The organism is Lysinibacillus phoenicis (assembly GCF_047238325.1).
Lineage (GTDB): Bacteria > Bacillota > Bacilli > Bacillales_A > Planococcaceae > Lysinibacillus > Lysinibacillus irui.
On sequence record NZ_JBDFMP010000002.1, the window covers coordinates 3637688 to 3657168 of the forward strand.

General features: G+C 38.2%; 21 protein-coding genes and 1 tRNA gene. 19 read left to right on the plus strand and 3 right to left on the minus strand.

Annotated elements, in window-relative coordinates; genetic code table 11:
- Positions 1–30 precede the first annotated feature (30 nt).
- The 12 genes from hisD to ABC382_RS19745 all read left to right on the plus strand — a co-directional run bounded on the left by hisD (position 31) and on the right by ABC382_RS19745 (position 10829).
- Positions 31–1305: a histidinol dehydrogenase gene (gene hisD, locus ABC382_RS19690; protein WP_274794396.1), complete on the plus strand. Its 1275-nt coding sequence runs from the start codon at positions 31–33 to the stop codon at positions 1303–1305.
- A 4-nt stretch (positions 1306–1309) separates the two neighbouring features.
- Positions 1310–1909: an imidazoleglycerol-phosphate dehydratase HisB gene (hisB, locus tag ABC382_RS19695; protein ID WP_274794395.1), complete on the plus strand. Its 600-nt coding sequence runs from the start codon at positions 1310–1312 to the stop codon at positions 1907–1909.
- Positions 1906–2538 carry an imidazole glycerol phosphate synthase subunit HisH gene (gene hisH / locus ABC382_RS19700; RefSeq protein WP_274794394.1) on the plus strand — a complete coding sequence of 211 codons (633 nt, stop codon included), beginning with the start codon at positions 1906–1908 and terminating at the stop codon, positions 2536–2538. The genes hisB and hisH overlap by 4 nt, the downstream gene beginning before the upstream one ends.
- Positions 2532–3293 (plus strand): imidazole glycerol phosphate synthase subunit HisF, encoded by a 762-nt coding sequence (gene hisF / locus ABC382_RS19705; protein ID WP_322605833.1) that lies wholly within the window; start codon positions 2532–2534, stop codon positions 3291–3293. The genes hisH and hisF overlap by 7 nt, the downstream gene beginning before the upstream one ends.
- Complete coding sequence (gene hisIE / locus ABC382_RS19710) at positions 3290–3907, plus strand: bifunctional phosphoribosyl-AMP cyclohydrolase/phosphoribosyl-ATP diphosphatase HisIE (protein ID WP_274794392.1); 618 nt, start codon at positions 3290–3292, stop codon at positions 3905–3907. The genes hisF and hisIE overlap by 4 nt, the downstream gene beginning before the upstream one ends.
- 90 nt (positions 3908–3997) lie before the next feature.
- Positions 3998–5521, plus strand: coding sequence for a tetratricopeptide repeat protein (locus ABC382_RS19715; protein WP_274794391.1), 1524 nt, complete (start codon positions 3998–4000; stop codon positions 5519–5521).
- A 186-nt stretch (positions 5522–5707) separates the two neighbouring features.
- Entirely contained in the window at positions 5708–6652 is a 945-nt protein-coding gene (trxB, locus tag ABC382_RS19720) for a thioredoxin-disulfide reductase (RefSeq protein WP_274794390.1), read from the plus strand.
- A 424-nt stretch (positions 6653–7076) separates the two neighbouring features.
- Positions 7077–7544: an NUDIX hydrolase gene (locus ABC382_RS19725; protein ID WP_274794389.1), complete on the plus strand. Its 468-nt coding sequence runs from the start codon at positions 7077–7079 to the stop codon at positions 7542–7544.
- A gap of 9 nt (positions 7545–7553) precedes the next feature.
- Positions 7554–8447, plus strand: a complete 894-nt coding sequence (gene rapZ, locus ABC382_RS19730; RefSeq protein ID WP_274794388.1) for an RNase adapter RapZ — start codon at positions 7554–7556, stop codon at positions 8445–8447.
- A 4-nt stretch (positions 8448–8451) separates the two neighbouring features.
- The gene (locus ABC382_RS19735; protein WP_274794387.1) at positions 8452–9447 is read left to right on the plus strand and encodes a gluconeogenesis factor YvcK family protein; all 996 of its coding nucleotides are present in this window, start codon (positions 8452–8454) and stop codon (positions 9445–9447) included.
- Between the two features lie 63 nt (positions 9448–9510).
- Positions 9511–10458 carry a DNA-binding protein WhiA gene (gene whiA, locus ABC382_RS19740; protein WP_274794386.1) on the plus strand — a complete coding sequence of 316 codons (948 nt, stop codon included), beginning with the start codon at positions 9511–9513 and terminating at the stop codon, positions 10456–10458.
- Positions 10459–10571: 113 nt separating this feature from the next.
- Positions 10572–10829 (plus strand): HPr family phosphocarrier protein, encoded by a 258-nt coding sequence (locus ABC382_RS19745; protein ID WP_274794385.1) that lies wholly within the window; start codon positions 10572–10574, stop codon positions 10827–10829.
- Here the strand turns inward: ABC382_RS19745 and ABC382_RS19750 are convergent.
- On the minus strand, positions 10826–10957 hold the full coding sequence (locus ABC382_RS19750; RefSeq protein WP_313469932.1) for a hypothetical protein: 132 nt from the start codon (positions 10955–10957) through the stop codon (positions 10826–10828). The two genes, ABC382_RS19745 and ABC382_RS19750, sit on opposite strands and share 4 nt — an antisense overlap.
- 149 nt (positions 10958–11106) lie before the next feature.
- On the minus strand, positions 11107–11697 hold the full coding sequence (gene clpP / locus ABC382_RS19755) for an ATP-dependent Clp endopeptidase proteolytic subunit ClpP (protein ID WP_004228025.1): 591 nt from the start codon (positions 11695–11697) through the stop codon (positions 11107–11109).
- A gap of 306 nt (positions 11698–12003) precedes the next feature.
- Between clpP and ABC382_RS19760 the strand changes: the two genes are divergently transcribed.
- From ABC382_RS19760 to ABC382_RS19775, 4 genes are all read left to right on the plus strand, one after another.
- Positions 12004–12078 (plus strand) — tRNA-Arg (locus ABC382_RS19760).
- Positions 12079–12574: 496 nt separating this feature from the next.
- Entirely contained in the window at positions 12575–13372 is a 798-nt protein-coding gene (locus tag ABC382_RS19765; RefSeq protein ID WP_274794383.1) for a basic amino acid ABC transporter substrate-binding protein, read from the plus strand.
- 88 nt (positions 13373–13460) lie between these two features.
- Entirely contained in the window at positions 13461–14165 is a 705-nt protein-coding gene (locus tag ABC382_RS19770; protein WP_274794382.1) for an amino acid ABC transporter permease, read from the plus strand.
- Positions 14162–14884 carry an amino acid ABC transporter ATP-binding protein gene (locus tag ABC382_RS19775; RefSeq protein WP_274794381.1) on the plus strand — a complete coding sequence of 241 codons (723 nt, stop codon included), beginning with the start codon at positions 14162–14164 and terminating at the stop codon, positions 14882–14884. Before ABC382_RS19770 ends, ABC382_RS19775 begins: the two co-directional genes overlap by 4 nt.
- Before the next feature lie 42 nt (positions 14885–14926).
- On the opposite strand, the gene ABC382_RS19780 is transcribed toward ABC382_RS19775, so the two are convergent.
- Positions 14927–15541 (minus strand): spore coat protein, encoded by a 615-nt coding sequence (locus ABC382_RS19780; RefSeq protein WP_313469928.1) that lies wholly within the window; start codon positions 15539–15541, stop codon positions 14927–14929.
- A 135-nt stretch (positions 15542–15676) separates the two neighbouring features.
- On the opposite strand from ABC382_RS19780, the gene ABC382_RS19785 reads away from it, so the two are divergent.
- From ABC382_RS19785 to ABC382_RS19795, 3 genes are all read left to right on the plus strand, one after another.
- Positions 15677–16261, plus strand: coding sequence for a LemA family protein (locus tag ABC382_RS19785; protein ID WP_322611118.1), 585 nt, complete (start codon positions 15677–15679; stop codon positions 16259–16261).
- Positions 16261–17010, plus strand: coding sequence for a TPM domain-containing protein (locus ABC382_RS19790; protein WP_322611117.1), 750 nt, complete (start codon positions 16261–16263; stop codon positions 17008–17010). The genes ABC382_RS19785 and ABC382_RS19790 overlap by 1 nt, the downstream gene beginning before the upstream one ends.
- Before the next feature lie 149 nt (positions 17011–17159).
- Positions 17160–19430: a S9 family peptidase gene (locus tag ABC382_RS19795; RefSeq protein WP_274794377.1), complete on the plus strand. Its 2271-nt coding sequence runs from the start codon at positions 17160–17162 to the stop codon at positions 19428–19430.
- Positions 19431–19481 lie beyond the last annotated feature (51 nt).

The following is a 19481-nucleotide window of genomic DNA, read 5'->3' on the forward strand; positions in this document are numbered from 1 at the left end:
ATATATAAGGGACTAAAGGGGTTTAATTCGATGAAAATAACAAAGCTTGCAAAAGGTATTTCTTTAAAAAGGCCACTTGAAGGAGGAAATGAGGAACAGCTAAATGTTGTGAGACAAGTCTTATCTGAGGTGAAGAAACAGGGAGATGCAGCGTTACGATTCTATACTGAAAAATGGGATGGCTATGCTCCTGAAAGCTTGCGTGTTACAGAGAAGGAAATTGCAGAAGCCGTAAATGCTCTTGATCAACAACTGTATAGCGATTTAGCAGAGGCTGCTGAAAATATTCGATTATACCATGAACAACAAATACGTACAGGCTACCATATGGAGTTGGGAGATGGTTCTTGGTTAGGACAACGAGTGACTGCTTTGGATGCAGTAGGGTTGTATGTTCCAGGTGGTACTGCAGCATATCCATCATCGGTATTAATGAATGTGATTCCGGCTCAGGTTGCAGGCGTGCAGCGTATTGTCATTACTTCTCCTGCTAATCAGAGCGGAAAATTACCAGCAGGTGTACTTGTAGCAGCTCATCTTTTAGGCATAAATGAAATCTATAAAGTTGGTGGAGCACAAGCGATTGCTGCACTTGCATACGGTACAGAAACAATTGCTCCAGTCGATAAAATTACAGGCCCTGGCAATATTTTCGTGGCTCTGGCCAAACGGGAGGTGTTTGGTGAAGTAGCGATTGATATGATTGCGGGACCTAGTGAAATTGCGGTGTTGGCTGACGACACAGCCTACGCTGATGAAATTGCTGCGGATCTTTTATCACAGGCAGAGCATGATGTATTAGCTTGTGCCATCCTCGTAACGACTTCGGAACAACTAGCGAAAAAGGTTGCTGAGGAAGTAGACAAGCAATTGAAGACATTACCACGTCAAGAAGTGGCACGGGCTTCCATAGAAAAATTCGGAGCAATTTATGTTGCTGACACTTTAGCAGATGCAGTGGAAGCGATTAACACGTTAGCACCTGAGCATTTAGAAATTCTTACAGAAAATGCAGAAGTTATTGCTGAGCAAGTAAGACATGCGGGTGGTATATTTATTGGCCGATACAGCTCAGAGCCTGTTGGAGATTACTTTGCAGGGACAAATCATGTGTTACCAACCAATAGCACGGCTCGTTTTGCAAGTGGCTTAAGTGTTGATGATTTTGTGAAAAAATCAAGTATTGTTTATTATAGCGGAAAAACATGGGAAGAAAATGCACCGAAAATTGCACGTCTAGCGCGTATGGAAGGCTTAGAGGGTCATGCGCGTGCAGTTGAATCACGCGGATGGGAGAAGGAATAGGACAATGGTAGAAAAGAAACGATATGCAAAAGTAGAACGTACCACAAATGAAACGCAAATTACAGTAGCAATTGATTTAGATGGTGAAGGCCAAGCAACTATTCAAACAGGTGTTGGATTTATGGACCATATGTTAGATTTATTTATCAAGCATGGACTATTTAATGGAACTATCCAAGCGAATGGTGATACTTACATCGACGATCATCATACAACAGAAGATCTTGGTATTGTCTTAGGCCAAGCTATTCGTGAAGCACTTGGTGATAAAAAAGGTATTAAACGCTATGGTACAGCATTTGTGCCGATGGATGACGCACTAGCACAGGTTGTAGTAGATTGCTCCAATCGACCACATTTAGAGTATCGAGTGCCACCATTAAAAGAAAAAGTAGGGACGTTTGATACAGAGTTAGTGCATGAATTTTTATGGAAATTTGCGCTAGAAGCACGTATGAATGTTCACGTCATAGTACCTTATGGAAACAATACACATCATATTATTGAGGCAATTTTCAAAGCACTAGCACGTGCTATTGATGCTGCAGTAGAAATTGATCCACGTGTTAAAGGTGTACCATCGACTAAGGGGCTGTTAACGTGAAAATAGGCGTGATTGATTATGGTATGGGTAATTTATTTAGTGTAGAACAGGCATTAAAGCGACTAGGTTGTGAGGTTGTTGTGTCTGCTGATGAAAAGATGCTAGATACGACAGATGCGCTTTTATTACCAGGAGTTGGCGCATTCCCTGATGCTAGAAAGCGATTAGCAGAAACAAAGCTAGATTGTTATTTACAAAAGGCGTATAGCGAAAATCGCCCCTTATTGGGAATTTGTCTAGGCATGCAATTATTATTTGAGCAAAGTGATGAAGTAACGCCAACAAAAGGGTTAGGATTTTTTAAAGGGTGTATTACCCGCTTTACCGGTATGACAGAAGACCAGCTATACCGGGTGCCACATATGGGGTGGAATGAGCTGATATTAACGAATCAGCCGGCATGGTTGAACAATGAAATAGCAGCGAAGCATGTTTATTTTGTTCATTCCTATTATGCAAAAAATATAGAGGAATCAGAGCTTGTTGCCTATGCAGATTATTATGGCATGAAAGTGCCAGGTATTGTGACAAATGGTTCCGTGACAGGCATGCAATTTCACCCTGAAAAGTCAGGGGAACTAGGTATTTATTTATTAGAGCAATGGCTGAAAGGTGTGAAAGTATGCTAACGAAACGTATTATCCCATGTCTTGATGTGAAGGAAGGTCGGGTTGTAAAGGGCATACAATTTGAATCTATTCGTGATGCGGGTGATCCAGTAGAGCTTGCGCAGTTCTATGATGAACAAGGGGCAGATGAGCTTGTCTTTCTAGATATTTCTGCTTCACATGAAGGTCGCCAAACGATGGTAGACGTTGTTCGTCAAACAGCTGCTACACTTGCCATTCCTTTTACAGTAGGTGGTGGTATTCGTACATTGGATGATATGAAACGTATTTTACGTGCGGGTGCTGATAAAGTATCAGTCAATACTTCTGCTTTGGAGCGACCAGCCCTTATCCAAGAAGGCTCCGATTTCTTTGGTGCACAATGTATCGTAGTAGCAATTGATGCTCGCTATAGTGAAGTGGACGGCACGTGGATGGTTTATACACATGGTGGGCGTAACAAAACAGCTTGGTCGGCTATTGATTGGGCAAAGGAAGCTGTACGTTTAGGAGCAGGTGAAATTTTATTAACAAGCATGAATCAAGATGGAGAAAAGTCCGGTTTTGATTTAGCTTTAACAAAAGCGGTACGAGAGGCAGTAACAGTCCCGGTTATTGCTAGTGGTGGAGCAGGACATGCCGAGCATTTTTACGAAGTATTAGCACAAGAGGTAGATGCAGATGCTGCACTGGCAGCTTCGATCTTCCATTACAAGGAAACAAGCGTAGCACAAGTAAAAGAATACCTACGTGAAAAAGGAGTGGCAATAAGATGATAGAGAACATCCAATTCGATGAGCGAGGTCTTGTTACAGCTGTTGTACAAGATGCAAATACAAAAGAAGTGCTAACGGTAGCTTATATGAATCAAGAGTCATTGGCTAAAACAATTCAATCAGGAGAAACTTGGTTTTATTCTCGTTCGCGCCAAGAGCTTTGGCATAAAGGGGCTACAAGTGGTCATACACAACAAGTAGTATCCATAAAAGCAGACTGTGATCAAGATGCCTTAGTGGTGGAAGTTCTACCAGCTGGACCAGCCTGTCATAACGGTACAACTTCTTGCTTTACGGAGGTTATTCAACAATATGATAAGGTAGGCTCCGTGGACATTATCTCTAAACTTGCACGTGTGATTGAAAAGCGTGAGCAGGAAATGCCAGAGGGAGCATATACTACATATTTATTTGATAAGGGTATTGATAAAATCTGTAAAAAGGTTGGAGAAGAAGCGACGGAGGTTGTCATAGGGGCTAAAAATCGAGATGCTGAGGAAGTAAAATGGGAGGCAGCTGATCTGCTGTATCACCTTCTCGTTTTACTGCAAGAACAAAAGGTAAGTATTTATGATGTACTACATGTGTTGGAAAAACGTCACGAGGAGAAATAACAGCATATTATTGATTGTATGGTATAATAGAGATTACTGTGTAAAGGAACGTAAAATACGTTCCTTATTTCTTGTTTCGGAGGAAATATATTGGAAAAGAAACGTCAAAATGAGACTCAATCGAATATAGTGTCGTTCATTCCAACAGGCGACTATTATTATAAAAAATCAATTCAAGCTATGAACAGTGGTCAAATGAATAAGGCTTATAAATATTTACAGCGTGCGGTAGATTTAAGTCCTGATGATCCAATGATTAACTTGCAGCTAGCCATAGTAGAGTTAGAGGGTCAACGTTTTGAGGAAGCGTATGATCTGCTTCGTCATGCTTATCAAATTGATCCAGATAATCCTGAAATCATATTTTATATGGCAGAGGTATCTGGGTGTGTAGGCATAATGCATGATGCTAAACGCTTTGCGGAAGAATACTTAAAGTTAGAGCCAGAAGGTGCTTATGCGGATGAGGCAGCAGAAATATTAGAATTCGTCGCTTTTGAGCAGGACGATTTAGAAGAACTTGAAGGCTCAGGTGAGGATTTATATCGCCAGGAGCAGGCTCGTCGTTGTATGGAAAAGGGAGATTTCCCAGAAGCTATTAATATTTTAGAAGATTTAATTGAAGATCGCCCAGCATTTTGGTCTGCCTATAATAATTTAGCGCTCGCTTATTTTTATGTTGGAGAAGAAGAACAAGCAAAAGCTCTCTTACATACAGTGCTACGTGAAAATAAGGGCAACTTACATGCGCTATGTAATTTAACGGTGATTGCGTATTATGAAAAGAATGAAGAAGACTTACAAGCGCTATTAAATGTGCTTGTTAAAATTCAGCCTTATACATGGGAGCATCGTTATAAGCTTGGAGCGACATTAGCCTTAATAGGGCAATACGAATTAGCCTATAAGTGGTTACGCAGTATGCAAAAGAGAGGCTATGTTGGAGATGCAGGTTTTTACTTTTGGTTATCCCATGCTGCATATTTCTCAGATCATGTGGAGATTTCGAAAAGTGCTTGGGATCAGCTTCTAGAGCTAGATCCAGACAAAGAAGGCTTTGAGCCATGGCGCCAACAGGAGAATGAATTTGCTCTGGATGCCTTGGAGCATGATCGTGATTTTATTGTTGAAAAATTAGAAAGTTCTTATACAAGTGAACGTATTTTTGGGTTGTTTTTATTGAAAGGAACTGCCCATAAGCAAGAAATTATCGCCCATCCGAAATGGGTCAATATTGAACAATTAGGCTCATTCGAGAAGTTATTTTTGGCTTACGCACTGGGTCATGAATTTGATAAGAAAAATAAAGTAGAAGCAAGCTTTTTACGTGCAGTCCATGTGTCAGAAATTTTATTAGAACAGTATGGAAAGCTATCATCACTGATTGTTCCAATGTTTCAGATGTGGTTTGTACTTTGTGAACAAGCTTTAGTACAAAATTATCGTTTTACTAATCCTGCAGCGATTGCGGGAGCAAATGACTATTTGTTTAAATCTTCACAGATGCTCAAAGTAACAAAAAAAGAAATAGCTCAACAATATGGGGTTTCTGTTTCCACTTTAACGAAGTATATTGATGAAATCTTAACATTTTTACCTGATAGTCATAATTAGCGTGTGAGCAACATAGTTGAATAACTTTATACTTTCACATACGATGAACATACTAACGTTATCACCAATATTCCTTGGCGACATTGCGTTTTATAACCGTCCTATCCGCCAAGGGCTTTATCTTCTTCAATAGGTGACGTTACACTTAATGAAGATAAAAAGTATTTTGTTTAGGGGGAAGTATTTATGTCGGAAGAAAAAATTTATGATGTAGTAATCATTGGTGCAGGTCCTGCAGGGATGACTGCTGCTGTCTATACATCTCGTGCAAATTTATCAACATTAATGATTGAACGTGGTATTCCTGGTGGGCAAATGGCAAACACAGAAGAAGTAGAAAATTACCCAGGTTTTGATACAATTCTAGGGCCAGAGCTTTCTACAAAAATGTTTGAGCACGCTAAAAAATTTGGTGCTGAATATGCCTACGGTGATGTAACAGAAATCATTGATGGTGAAGAATATAAAACCATTAAATCAGGTGCAAAAGAATATAAAACACGTGCCATTATCATTACAACAGGAGCAGAGTATAAAAAAATGGGTGTGCCAGGTGAAAAAGAACTTGGCGGCCGTGGCGTCAGCTACTGTGCAGTATGTGATGGTGCATTCTTTAAACAAAAAAATCTAGTCGTTGTAGGTGGAGGAGATTCAGCTGTTGAAGAGGGTGTTTATCTGACTCGCTTTGCTGATAAAGTCACAATTGTCCACCGTCGCGATAAATTACGTGCTCAAAAAATTCTGCAAGATCGCGCTTTTGCTAACGACAAAATTGATTTCATTTGGAATGCAACTGTAAAAGAAATTAATGAGGCTAATGGTAAAGTTGGTAGTGTAACACTACAATCAACTGTTGATGGTACAGAATCTGAATTTGCAACAGATGGTGTCTTTGTATACATTGGAATGTTACCTTTAACTAAACCATTTGAATCATTAGGTATTTTAAATGATGCTGGTTATATTTTGACAAATGACAATATGGAAACAACAATCCCAGGTATTTTTGCTGCTGGGGATGTTCGTGAAAAATCACTTCGTCAAATTGTCACAGCAACAGGTGATGGTAGTATTGCTGCACAAGCTGTACAGCATTATGTAGAAGAACTATTAGAAAAAATTAATGCCTAACATGGCTTTTAAGGAAAAAAATACAATTTTAATGTGGTTTTAATATTGCTGTAACTTGAATGACATATAAAAGGTGTATGATTAAACATGTAATTAGCAATCCCCCTTTTATTTTGTTAGTAGGTTGTTTCCGCCTCAATAGGTGGGAGCAACCTACTTTTTTATTTGTATTGATCATGATGTTATTTACATTGTTTTACTAAATGAAGAGAACACCTCTTAAGCGTCATCTAGCGGAATGACGATCATTCCAGTAAGGATATTTAATTTATAAAAAGCGTAAGTTATGCCCACAAATAATTCACAATGCTTGAATAAAACTAAATTGTTAATTGTCTTTGCTAGAGAGTTGTAAATGAGGACAAATCTTGCAAGGTCTTGCTATAATGGAGAGTAGAATGCAAAAGTGATTAGAGGTGTGCCTATGCAAAGAATTGCAAATTTAATTGCCGTAAAAGACGGTAAAGTATTATTACTTCAGAAACCAAGACGAGGCTGGTATGTTGCTCCAGGAGGCAAAATGGAGAGCGGTGAGTCTATCTTTGAGGCTGCTGTCCGTGAGTTTCAAGAAGAGACAAATGTTACACCTTTGAATGTTCATTTAAAGGGTGTTTATACAATGATCATTAAAGAAAACAATGATGTTGTGGACGAATGGATGCTCTATACATTTGTTGCAAAGGATGTAGAAGGTATACCATTTGAAGAAACGAGAGAAGGCAAGCTTGCATGGCACCCAGTTGAGGATTTAGCACATTTGCCAATGGCTGAAGGAGATCGAACTAATTTACAATTTGCCGTTTCACAAACAGGTATTCAATATGGCACGTTTGACTATACAACGAATTTTGAATTACTTCATCAGAAAATACAAATATCAAAAGAACAATAAAGGAGTTGCATGACAGTGGTGGTTGAAAGCCAACAAAGTACACATGAATTGGTTATTATTACAGGAATGTCTGGAGCTGGAAAGACCGTGGCTATTCAAAGCTTTGAGGATTTAGGGTATTACTGTATTGATAATTTACCACCTGCGTTACTTACAACTTTTTTAACTCTGCTAAGAGATTCTGGTAAAAATAGTACGCGTATCGCGGCGGTAATGGATATGCGTGGTGGCGATTTTTTTGATGCTCTAATTGGCGCATTAGACCATATACTAAAAGAAGGCGATATTGTAGCTCGTATTTTATTTTTAGATGCAGACGATGCCACATTAGTCAGACGCTATAAAGAAACAAGGCGTGCCCATCCATTAGCAGTAAATGGTTTACCATTAGATGGAATCAAACATGAACGTGCACTCTTATCTGAAGTAAAAGGCCGTGCTAATTTCGTTTATAACACATCTAACATGAAGCCAAAGCAACTGCGCGAAAGAATTGTCAAAGAATTTGCTAGTGATGCAGATACTATTTTTACTGTTAACATCATGTCCTTTGGCTTTAAGCATGGTATGCCCATTGATGCTGATTTAGTATTCGATGTGCGTTTTCTTAAAAATCCATATTATGTGGAGGAACTGCGTCCTAAAACGGGTCTTCAAACAGAGGTATCCTCTTATGTTTTAGCTTTGGAAGATACACAAATACTCATCCAAAAACTAACGGATTTATTAGACTTTATGATTCCTCTTTATCGACAAGAAGGTAAATCTCAACTTGTCATTGCTTTCGGTTGTACTGGGGGGCAGCATCGCTCAGTGACGTTAGCAGAATTTTTTGGTGCCTATTTTGCAGGCAAGGAAAATACGGTTATTACGCATCGTGATATTAATCGTAGAAAGGAATGAGTGAATGGGGAAAAAGCAAACAAAGCTTGTGGTAATAGGTGGTGGCACAGGACTTTCTACGTTACTGCGCGGGCTTAAGCATCATCCATTTGATATTACTGCTATTGTAACAGTGGCAGATGATGGTGGTTCTTCTGGCCGTTTACGTGATGACTACGATATTCCACCACCTGGTGATGTTCGCAATGTCATTGCAGCATTATCAGATATTGAGCCACTTGTTGAGCAAATGTTTCAGTACCGTTTTTCAGCATCAGAGGATTTACGAGGACATTCTTTGGGAAACTTAATGCTTACAGCTCTTACTGATATTACAGGCGATTTCAGCCATGCTATAAGTGAAATGGGAAAGGTTTTAAAAGTTCATGGTCGCGTTATACCAGCTGCAAATAAAAAAATAAACCTACATGCTGTGCTAGAGGATGGTTCAATTATCGAAGGAGAATCCAAAATACCAACAGCAACAAAGCGCATTAATCGCGTTTTTTTAGTACCTGAAAATGTGCAACCGTTACCAGAAGCTATTCGTGCCATACATCGTGCAGACTATATTTTAATCGGTCCTGGAAGCTTGTATACAAGTATCATTCCCAATTTGCTTGTGAAGGAGATTGGTGAAGCTGTAGTGAAAGCAAAAGGAAGAAAAATATATGTTTGTAATTTAATGACGCAAAAAGGTGAAACCATTTCTTATACAGCAGGCGATCATGTAGCAGCCATACATAAGCATGTTGGCAACGATTTTATTGATTCGATTTTAGTAAATGATGAAGAACTCCCAATTCCAGTAAAAGAACTGTATAAAGAAGAAAGAGCTGAACCAGTAACATTTGATGTGGCAAAGCTTGAAAGTATGGGTTTAGAGGTAATTAAACGTGACATTGCGACTATTAGGCAGGATGGAACTGTTCGACATAATGCTGCAAATGTTGCAGAATGGCTAGTAGATTACGCTGATATTTACCATCAAAAGGTAAATAGACCGATTATAGAAACATAATACGTTTATTGTATATGGTAAGATAACATATACATAGAAATATGATTGAAAGGGGGGCGTGATATGTCTTTTGCTTCTGAAACAAAAAAAGAACTGACGCAAATAGAAGCGGACAATCATTGTATGAAAGCAGAAGTTTCTGCCCTAATTCGTATGAATGGTTCATTATCCTTTGCAAATAAACAACTAAGCTTAGACGTGCAAACTGAAAACGCTGCAATAGCTAGAAGATTATATACGATTATGAAAAAGTTATATCCATACAATGTGGAATTACTAGTTCGCAAGAAAATGCGACTTAAAAAAAATAATGTGTATATATGCCGTGTAAGAGAAGGTGCACGTGAGCTGTTAATTGATTTAGAAATCATCTCAGACGACTTTCAATTTAATCATACAATCTCAAGAGAGCTCATTAAAAAGAGTGGACAAAAAAGAGCGTATTTAAGAGGTGCATTTTTAGCAGGAGGTTCTGTCAATAATCCAGAAACATCAGCCTATCATTTAGAGATATATTCTTTATATAAAGAGCATGGTGAAGCATTAATGGATTTAATGAATGAATTTGAGCTCAATGCTAAAACAATTGAACGGAAAAAAGGTTTTGTGACGTATTTAAAGGAAGCAGAAAAAATTTCAGATTTCCTTAATATTGTTGGTGCCCACCAGGCTATGATGAAGTTTGAAGATGTTCGGATATTGCGAGATATGCGCAATAGTGTCAACCGTATTGTAAACTGTGAAACAGCCAATTTAAATAAGACCATAGGTGCAGCATTACGGCAAGTGGAGAATATTCGATTTATTGAAAATTCGATTGGCCTTGATCAACTGCCAGAGAAGCTTCGTGAAATAGCACGTCTACGTGTAGAATACCAAGATGTTACGTTAAAAGAGCTTGGTGAAATGGTTTCCAGTGGAACGGTTAGTAAATCAGGCGTTAACCATCGATTAAGAAAAATTGACGAAATTGCGGAAGCATTAAGACGCGGTGAAAAAATAGGTGGTTAAGTTTTCATACTTTTCAGGTATGAATGTCATGCGTAATCGCTTATTGTTCTTTTGCTAGTAAGTAAGGTAAGATAAAACTAATAGATGAACGGTAGTGAAGGGGAGTTTTGAGAATGATTGAGAGAAGAGTCCAGGTCAAATTAAAATTAGGACTACAAGCTAGACAAGCAGCACTATTTGTGCAAGAAGCAAATCGTTTTAGTGCTGATATCTTTCTAGAAAAAGATGAGAAAAAAGTAAATGCAAAATCCATTATGGGTGTCATGAGTCTAGCTGTCGCTAAAGGTACCGAAGTTACTTTAAGCAGTGAAGGTAACGATGCCGAGCAAGCGGTTACAGCATTGGCAACACTTATCGAAAAAGAAGATTAAACATTTGTAATATTATCGAACATAAAGGCACCACAGAGCAATTCTGTGGTGCCTTCATGTTGTTGAATAAATGTTCCGTTCCGCCCGCGTCCTTTCCCCAGAGGCGTCCGATGAGCCGCTTCACTCATTACGTTCGCTCCTTATCTCATTTGTGACGTTGATCCTCTAAGAGTAACGCTTAAAATGAGTAGGGAGAACATTATCACCTTTCACAAAAAAAATTATTTTTCAACACAATAAAGGCATCACAGAGCAAATCTGTGATGCCTTCTGTTTTTTATTTATTATCGCTACGATGCATAATATGGTCAATTAAACCGTATTCTTTAGCTCGCTCAGCAGTCATGAAGTTATCACGATCTGTGTCTCTTGCAATGACTTCAAGTGGTTGACCAGTGCGTTCAGATAAAATGCCGTTTAATTTTTCACGTAAGAATAAAATACGTTTAGCAGCAATTTCAATTTCCGTCGCTTGACCTTGTGCACCACCTAGTGGTTGGTGAATCATGACTTCAGCATTTGGTAATGCAAAACGTTTACCAGGTTCCCCAGCAGCAAGTAAGAATGCTCCCATTGACGCAGCCATACCAATACAAATGGTTTGAACCTGTGGCTTAATAATTTGCATTGTGTCGTAGATAGCCATACCAGCCGTAATAGATCCACCTGGTGAATTGATGTAAAGAGAGATATCTTTATCTGGATCTTCTGCTTGTAGGAAAAGAAGCTGTGCGACAATAGAGTTAGCTACATTGTCATCAATAGCACTTCCTAAAAGGATAATACGGTCTTTAAGCAGACGTGAGTAAATATCGTATGCACGTTCACCACGACTTGTTTGTTCAATAACTGTAGGAATTAAATTCATGTTAAATCCTCCTTAAAAAACTAAATTCGAATACCTTTGCTGAAATTTCCATTGTTATTTCAGCTGTATCCTTATCATACACATTATAGTCAGGGAAGGTCAAATATTAACCCTGCTAAAGTGAAATTAAAAAAAATATATTGTTTTTGCATTCTATGGTTGTATTTTGTGAGATACGTTTGTATAATAGTTAAGGTTATAAGTTTAAAGTACAGGACACTATTTTGCAGGTATGCTTCAAAAATGAGGATTATCTACATCATGCTTTTCGTAAGCCTAGAGTGAGTACTTTTTTTTTGTGCTTTTGCCCTCGTGGTGTAATGGATAACACGTAAGATTCCGGTTCTTGCACTGGGGGTTCGATTCCCTCCGAGGGCGCCATTTTACTGATTATAGATATACTTGTTATAGCTCGTCTCCTAATAAGTAGTTTAGCAGCCTGCTTAGTGGAGATAGAGAGGAAAAAGTAAGGGAATACTGTCCTAGTTGGCATTATTCCCCTATTTGTTCCTTTCAAACCTTCAAAAAAGCAACAACTCCAAATTATTTTTTAGTGAACATACTGTACGTGGACTAGTCATAGTCAAAAAAAGAATCCTTTCTGAGGGGATTCTTTTTTTTTGCCAAAATTTATCGAAAATTGGCATCGTTTATATTGTATATATATTAGTTTTAGGTTTGATTTCTTGTTATTTATACATATTTTATCTAATTATATGCATTTAATATAAATTTATATGAAAAAATATTTAGTTTTATGTGAAAAGTTGTTGTCTAATTACTATAATGTTAATATAATTGACCTAATAGTCTAACATTTCCGAATTGCGAAAAATAATACGCATTTCGGAATATTATCGAAACAGGGGGAAAAACAATGAAAAAAACAGGATGGATGTTATTGATGATGATAGCAGCTTTAACATTAGCACTTGCAGGTTGCGGAACAAAAGATGATGCATCCTCAGGTAGTACACCTTCAGAAGATGGCGGAGATGGGAAGAAAGTATATAAAGTAGGTACAGAGGCTACTTTTGCACCATTTGAATCTGTTGACGATTCAGGGAAAATTGTTGGGATTGATGTCGATATTTTACAAGCTATTGCGGATGAAATGGATTTTGAGGTTGAATGGAATAATATTGGTTGGGAGCCTGTTTTCCAAACAATTAAAAATGGCGAAACAGATATCGGTGCTTCTGGGATCACAATCACGGAAGAGCGTAAAGAATCATTTGATTTTACAGAACCATACTATGAATCTCAATTACTAATCGTTGTGAAAGAAGATTCAAAGATTAAGTCATTAGAAGAACTAAAAGATAAAAAGGTATCCGTTCAAATTAATGCTACTGGTCATATGGCAGCGAAAAAGTTACAAGGTGAAGCAAGTACAAATATTATGGCTTTTGAAAGTCAGCCAATCGCTATTCAAGAGATGTTAAATGGAAACGTTGATGCAGCTATTGGAGATAATGCAGTAGTTTATGAATATATTAAAGCTCATCCAGATCAAAAACTAAAAGTAATTGAAGATGATGCATTCGAAAAAGAATACTATGGCTTTATGGTTCAAAAGGGGAATAAAGAGCTATTAGATAAATTGAATGAAGGTCTTAAAAAGATTAAAGAAAACGGAAAATTAAAAGAAATTACAGGTACGGATTTTCAGTAATAAATGAGTAGGGTGATGCCACTAGCACAGCTACTGTGCTGGCGGCTCATTTAATTTTCGTAACTTTAAAGGGGAATGGGGTTTTCGGATGGACATCTTTGACCTACGCTGGGACATTGTCTGGAACTACCGAGATATGTTTATACGAGGTATTGGCGTAACACTTATTTTGACACTTAGTGGTTATTTTGGAGGTATTCTATTAGGTCTATTTTTGGGCCTAGGAAAATTATCGAGTAAAAAATGGATTTATTGGCCATCTAAACTATATATCGATTTATTCCGTGGAACACCAATGCTTGTGCAAATTTTGTTAATACACTTAGCAGTGATTCCAACAATCTTTGGTCATTCTTTAGGCTATATGGTTTCAGGGATTACAGCACTAATTTTAAACTGTGCAGCTTACAATGCGGAAATCTTCCGTGCAGGTATTCAAAGTATTGCAAAAGGGCAAATGGAGGCAGCTCGTTCTCTTGGTTTAACGCATAACCAGGCGATGCGAAAGGTCATTTTACCGCAAGCATTTAGACGCATGATTCCACCGTTAGGGAATGAATTCATTGCATTATTAAAAGATTCATCATTAGTAACAGTTATTGCAGCACCAGATATTTTATATGCTAGTAAAGTAGTAGCGGGTGCAAGTTTCCGCTTCTGGGAACCGTACATCGTTGCTGCATTACTATACTTAGTTTTAACATATGGTGTAACGAAGATTGTCGCATTTATCGAGAAACGTTTTAGCAATAGTTATGTCCCTCGTAAAGCAGAAGGGCGGGAAGCAAGATGATAAAAATTGAGAACCTACACAAATATTTTGGCAAGCTTGAAGTATTAAAAGGAATCGATTATGAAATTCAAGAGAAACAGGTTGTCTGTGTCATTGGACCATCTGGTTCAGGGAAAAGTACATTTTTACGCTGCATCAATATGCTTGAAGAAGTGACAGATGGTGCTATTTATATTGAAAACGTAAAAATAAATGATCCTAAAACGAATATCAATGAGATTCGAGCTGAAGTTGGCATGGTGTTTCAACAATTTAACTTATTCCCTCATATGACAGTTCTCGATAATGTAACGATGGCACCTATGCAAATTCGTAAAATGAGTCGTCCAGATGCTGAAGCACTTGGACATGAGCTATTGAAAAAGGTTGGACTCGACAGCAAGGCTTATAATTATCCTGAGCAGCTTTCAGGTGGTCAGCAGCAGCGTGTAGCCATTGCACGTGCCTTAGCAATGAAGCCCAAAGCCATTCTATTTGACGAGCCTACTTCCGCACTTGATCCAGAAATGGTAAAAGAGGTGCTAGATGTAATGAAAAATCTAGCTGCTGAAGGGATGACAATGGTTGTTGTTACCCATGAAATGGGGTTTGCTCGTGAAGTGGGCGATCGAGTTGTCTTTATGGATGGAGGCTTTATCGTAGAAGAAGGCTCTCCGGATGAATTGTTCGGCAATCCGCAAAACGAACGTACGAAGGCATTTTTAGGGAAAGTTCTATAATTAAAAAGACAGTCCATGGTGAATTACACCATGGACTGTTTTTTAATGAAGGGGATTAGATGTTGTGTCGTATGCATTAAGCATCGTTTGCATATCCTGTTCAGAGTACTGAGGCACCTGATAATAGCCATGCATATTTTGGTAAATCGATAATTCGTAAGCCATTTCGATGCAGTTTGGAATACTATCAGCAACAACACGACGAACAACAGGGTTTGTTGTCTCCATCGCCGCAGTAGTCATACATTTAGCTGCCCCTTTTTGAGCACCAAGTAAGAAACCAGAAATGGCTTCATCATTTATTTCATTGGCATTTTGCATTGGCTTTTTAGGTTGACCAGCATTTAAGCCGTATTTAAAGTCATTACCTGTCTCCATTTGATAACGCCCTGTTGGCACAGATGGATCATGTCCAGTTTTAAAGGACTCCACAATTGTATTGTACATACCTAGAGTGAAGTTATATTGGCGATCCAAAATGCTTAGTAGCTCTGGATCCTTTACATGTGGGCGTAAAATAATGGCTTGGTTCATACCAGCAATAATTTCGCCGATCGTTTCATGTATGTCCATCATTTCATGGCCACCATGATTTAGGCTATGTTGTTGATTGAAATTTGTTTGATTTGATGATTCGTTATAAAACGATTGTGACAAAAAAAACGCCTCCTCAAAGATATTTTGTTGCAGTATTTAGTATGTCGAGTCCATTCCATTTCATACGGTATAAATGTAAAAGCAAAAATGTAGACTAATGACAGAAGGAAAAGGTAGTTGAGGAGGCATTAAAATTTGAAAAAATCGTTCGGACCTATTGCTGTCATTGTTATTATTTTTGTGGTAATCGCTTTATTATTCATTCCTAAATATAATAGCCTGGTGTCGGCAGAGGAAAATGTTGATTCAAAATGGGCTCAAGTTGAGAATCAGCTCCAACGCCGTTTTGATTTAATCCCCAATTTAGTAGAATCTGTAAAAGGTTATGCCAATCATGAACAAGAAGTCATAACAAGTATAACGGAAGCACGTGCGCAAATGGGGAGTGCTAATTCACCGCAGGAGCAAGCTGTGGCAAATGATGCTTTAACTGGCGCACTAAGCAGATTACTTGTAGTAGTGGAAAATTACCCTAATTTAAAGGCTGATGCAAATTTCCGTCAGTTAATGGATGAATTAGCAGGCACAGAAAATCGTCTAGCTGTAGCACGCGAGGATTATAACAATGAGGTACAGCAATTTAATAAGCATGTTAAACGTTTCCCGGGTAATTTAGTTGCAGGGATGTTTGGATTCGAGCAAAAAGAATACTTTAAAGTGGCCGCAGGGGCTGACAAGGCGCCATCAATCGATTTTAGTCAATCATCAGGTACACACTAATGAAACGTTATATTGTACAGATTACCATCGTTTGCTCGGTGCTTCTTTTTTGTACGAATATGACGAAAGCAGCTATGCCATCACCAATGAAAAATACGTATATCCATGATTTTGCCAATGTTTTATCTGCAAATGTCAAAGAACAATTAAATCATTATTCAGAGCAGTTAGATCAAGGCACGGGTGCTGAGATTATGGTTGTCACAGTGGATAGTCTCAGCGGGCAAGAGCCAAAGATGTATGCAACCAAAATGATTCGCTCATGGGGAATAGGTGACAAAGAAAAAAATAATGGTGTCCTAATACTAGCCACTTTTGGTCAGGGTGAAGGCAATAATGATGTGGTAATAGCTGTTGGTCAGGGACTAGAGGGACCATTACCAGATGGTAAGCTAGGACGTATTTTAGATCATGCATTTTACCCATCTGCGAGTGAGGGAAACATTGATCAAGCCTTCCAAGCTACATATGCTGAAGTATTTCGCACTGTTGCGGAAGAGTATAATTGGAATGGTGAAGTACCTGTAGGAGCTAACGAGGGTGAAGATATGCCTGTTTGGTTAATCATCTTAATCATAATTGTTGTCCTCATCATTTATTCGTTCTTTTCAAAAGGCGGTGGTGGTCCAAGAGCTGGGGGCTTTGGTGGTTTTCCAGGAAGCTTTGGTGGAGGTCGATCGAGTGGTGGAGGCTTTGGAGGCTTTGGTGGAGGATCTTCTGCAGGAGGAGGAGCAAGCAGAAAATTCTAATCTGTCTGTATTAGCGAACTAATCATATTAGTTCGCTTTCCTTATGGATATATTTAGTGACCTTATTCATTGACATTAATTACATTATTGGTATAATTTGGGTATATCGACAATCGGTATAACGTAAACTGATATAAGGAGGAATCATTTTGAAAAAAAGATTTTTATCTGCATCATTAGCGATAATATTAACAACATCTGTGGTCATTCCTACCACACTACAAGAAGTACGTGCTGCAGATGAAACGAACAGTGTCGTGGTAGCACAGGAGGAACGCATTTCAGCACAGGAATTTTTGAATTTAGCTGTAACAGCTTTAACATTCCAGCACGGATCAGAACCAATGCGCCAACAGATTATTGGGCAATGGGTAAAGGCTGGAGAGCTAACAGATTTAAGTTCGATGATAAAACGTGATGAGGTTGCTCGTATTTTAGTAAGGGCTATAAATAAAGAAGAGAAAGAAGCATCACTTGCTGAGTATTTAGAAAAGGCGAATAAACTTGGTTTATTTAATGGTGTGGTAAGTACTGAATTTATTTCTAAACAAGATGCAGTAAAAATTTTAAACAATGCAAATCAGATAAAGAATGGTTCTAATAATGAAGGAGTAAAGGAAATTTCTGTAGAGGATTTCATGAAAAATCCTGGGAATTTCGGTTATGAACTTTCACCAGATGGAAATTACATTACGTTTGCCTCTGCATGGGAGAGTCGTTCTAATGTGTTCGTGAAAAAAATGAATGATGATAGTGAGCCGATACGTGTCTCAAGCTCAAAAGATCGTGATATTGCAGGTTTTTTCTGGAAAGATGATACTTTACTTTATTTAAAGGATAAAGGAGGAGATGAAAACTTCCATATTTATTCTACAACATTTAATGGGTCAGAGGAAAAAGATTTAACTCCGTATCCAAACGTAACAGTTGGAATTTTAAGTGGTCTACAGGGTGTGAAAGATGAAATATTGATCATGATGAATAAAGAGGATGCCACTGTTTTTGATGTGTACAAGCTCAATGTAAAAACAGGGGAAACGACTCATGTTGCAAAAAACCCTGGCAATATTACAAGCTGGTTAGCAGATCGAAACGGTAATGTGCGTGTTGCCGTTGCTTCAGACGGTGTGGCAGGCACAATTCTTTATCGAGATTCTGAAAAGGATGAATTTAGACCATTTATTGAAGTTGAGGCTGGAGATGAAGTAATGCCAGTAGCTTTCTCGAAAGACAATCAATACATTTACGCAACATCGAATAAAGGTCGGGATAAGGTAGAAGTAGTAAAATATGATTTAAAAGGTAAAGAAGAAGTTATCATGTCAAATGATGAAGTAGACGTCTCAGGTATACTATATAATGCAGATCAAGATAAATTGTTATATGGTGCATATATTACTGATAAAACAAATTATCAATTCTTTGACGAGGATTTTGAAAAATTATTCCGTAAAATCCAAAACAAACTTGGTGTGCCTGAAAGTGAATTAGGTATTAATGATTACAATAAAGAGATGACAAAATTTATTGTTAGTGTTTCTAGTGATACCGTTTATGGACAATATTATTATTATGATTCCACTACGGACGAATTAAAAGAATTGGCCACTCTAAGCCCTTGGTTAAACCCAGAGGAGCTTGCTGAAATGCATCCAATTTCATATAAGAGTCGAGACGGCTTAATAATTAACGGTTATTTAACTTTGCCGAAAAATAAAGAGGCAAAAAATCTCCCTCTTATCGTGAATCCACACGGTGGACCATGGGCTCGTGATATGTGGGGCTTTAACCCAGAAGTACAATTATTAGCAAACCGTGGCTATGCAGTACTACAAGTGAATTTCCGTTCGTCAACTGGCTATGGGAAGGAGTTCCTTCAAGCTGGTAATAAGCAATGGGGTCTAAAAATTCAAGATGATATTACAGATGGCGTACAATGGGCTATTGATCAAGGTATTGCAGATCCAGAACGCATTGGTATTTATGGTGCATCCTTTGGTGGTTATGCAACACTAGCTGGTATTACGTATACACCTGATTTATATGCTGCAGCGGTTGACTATGTAGGCGTTTCTAACATTTTCACATTATTAAATACCATCCCGCCATACTGGGAAACTATGCGTGACATGTTTTATGAACGAGTAGGTCACCCAGAAAAAGACAAAGAATTATTAACAGCTGTTTCACCTATCTTCCATGCGGATAAAATTAAAACACCTTTATTTGTCGCTCAAGGCGCAAATGATCCACGTGTCAATAAAGCAGAATCTGATCAAATTGTAGAAGCTTTACGTGCTAGAGGTGTCGACGTAGAGTATATGCTTAAGGATAATGAAGGACATGGCTTTGCGAATGAAGAAAATAGAATTGAATTCTATAATGCTATGGTGAAATTCTTCGACAGTCACTTAAAATAACATGAAAAACGAAAGGCATTGATGTGTAGCTTGCTCGCACTCGATGCCTTT

Bases quoted from the DNA above. Each gene is read 5' to 3' on its own strand.
- hisD (WP_274794396.1), top strand. From the start codon at position 31: ATGAAAATAACAAAGCTTGCAAAAGGTATTTCTTTAAAAAGGCCACTT.
- hisB (WP_274794395.1), top strand. From the start codon at position 1,310: ATGGTAGAAAAGAAACGATATGCAAAAGTAGAACGTACCACAAATGAA.
- hisF (WP_322605833.1), top strand. From the start codon at position 2,532: ATGCTAACGAAACGTATTATCCCATGTCTTGATGTGAAGGAAGGTCGG.
- hisIE (WP_274794392.1), top strand. From the start codon at position 3,290: ATGATAGAGAACATCCAATTCGATGAGCGAGGTCTTGTTACAGCTGTT.
- trxB (WP_274794390.1), top strand. From the start codon at position 5,708: ATGTCGGAAGAAAAAATTTATGATGTAGTAATCATTGGTGCAGGTCCT.
- ABC382_RS19725 (WP_274794389.1), top strand. From the start codon at position 7,077: ATGCAAAGAATTGCAAATTTAATTGCCGTAAAAGACGGTAAAGTATTA.
- rapZ (WP_274794388.1), top strand. From the start codon at position 7,554: ATGACAGTGGTGGTTGAAAGCCAACAAAGTACACATGAATTGGTTATT.
- ABC382_RS19735 (WP_274794387.1), top strand. From the start codon at position 8,452: ATGGGGAAAAAGCAAACAAAGCTTGTGGTAATAGGTGGTGGCACAGGA.
- whiA (WP_274794386.1), top strand. From the start codon at position 9,511: ATGTCTTTTGCTTCTGAAACAAAAAAAGAACTGACGCAAATAGAAGCG.
- ABC382_RS19745 (WP_274794385.1), top strand. From the start codon at position 10,572: ATGATTGAGAGAAGAGTCCAGGTCAAATTAAAATTAGGACTACAAGCT.
- ABC382_RS19750 (WP_313469932.1), bottom strand. From the start codon at position 10,957: ATGAGTGAAGCGGCTCATCGGACGCCTCTGGGGAAAGGACGCGGGCGG.
- clpP (WP_004228025.1), bottom strand. From the start codon at position 11,697: ATGAATTTAATTCCTACAGTTATTGAACAAACAAGTCGTGGTGAACGT.
- ABC382_RS19765 (WP_274794383.1), top strand. From the start codon at position 12,575: ATGAAAAAAACAGGATGGATGTTATTGATGATGATAGCAGCTTTAACA.
- ABC382_RS19770 (WP_274794382.1), top strand. From the start codon at position 13,461: ATGGACATCTTTGACCTACGCTGGGACATTGTCTGGAACTACCGAGAT.
- ABC382_RS19775 (WP_274794381.1), top strand. From the start codon at position 14,162: ATGATAAAAATTGAGAACCTACACAAATATTTTGGCAAGCTTGAAGTA.
- ABC382_RS19790 (WP_322611117.1), top strand. From the start codon at position 16,261: ATGAAACGTTATATTGTACAGATTACCATCGTTTGCTCGGTGCTTCTT.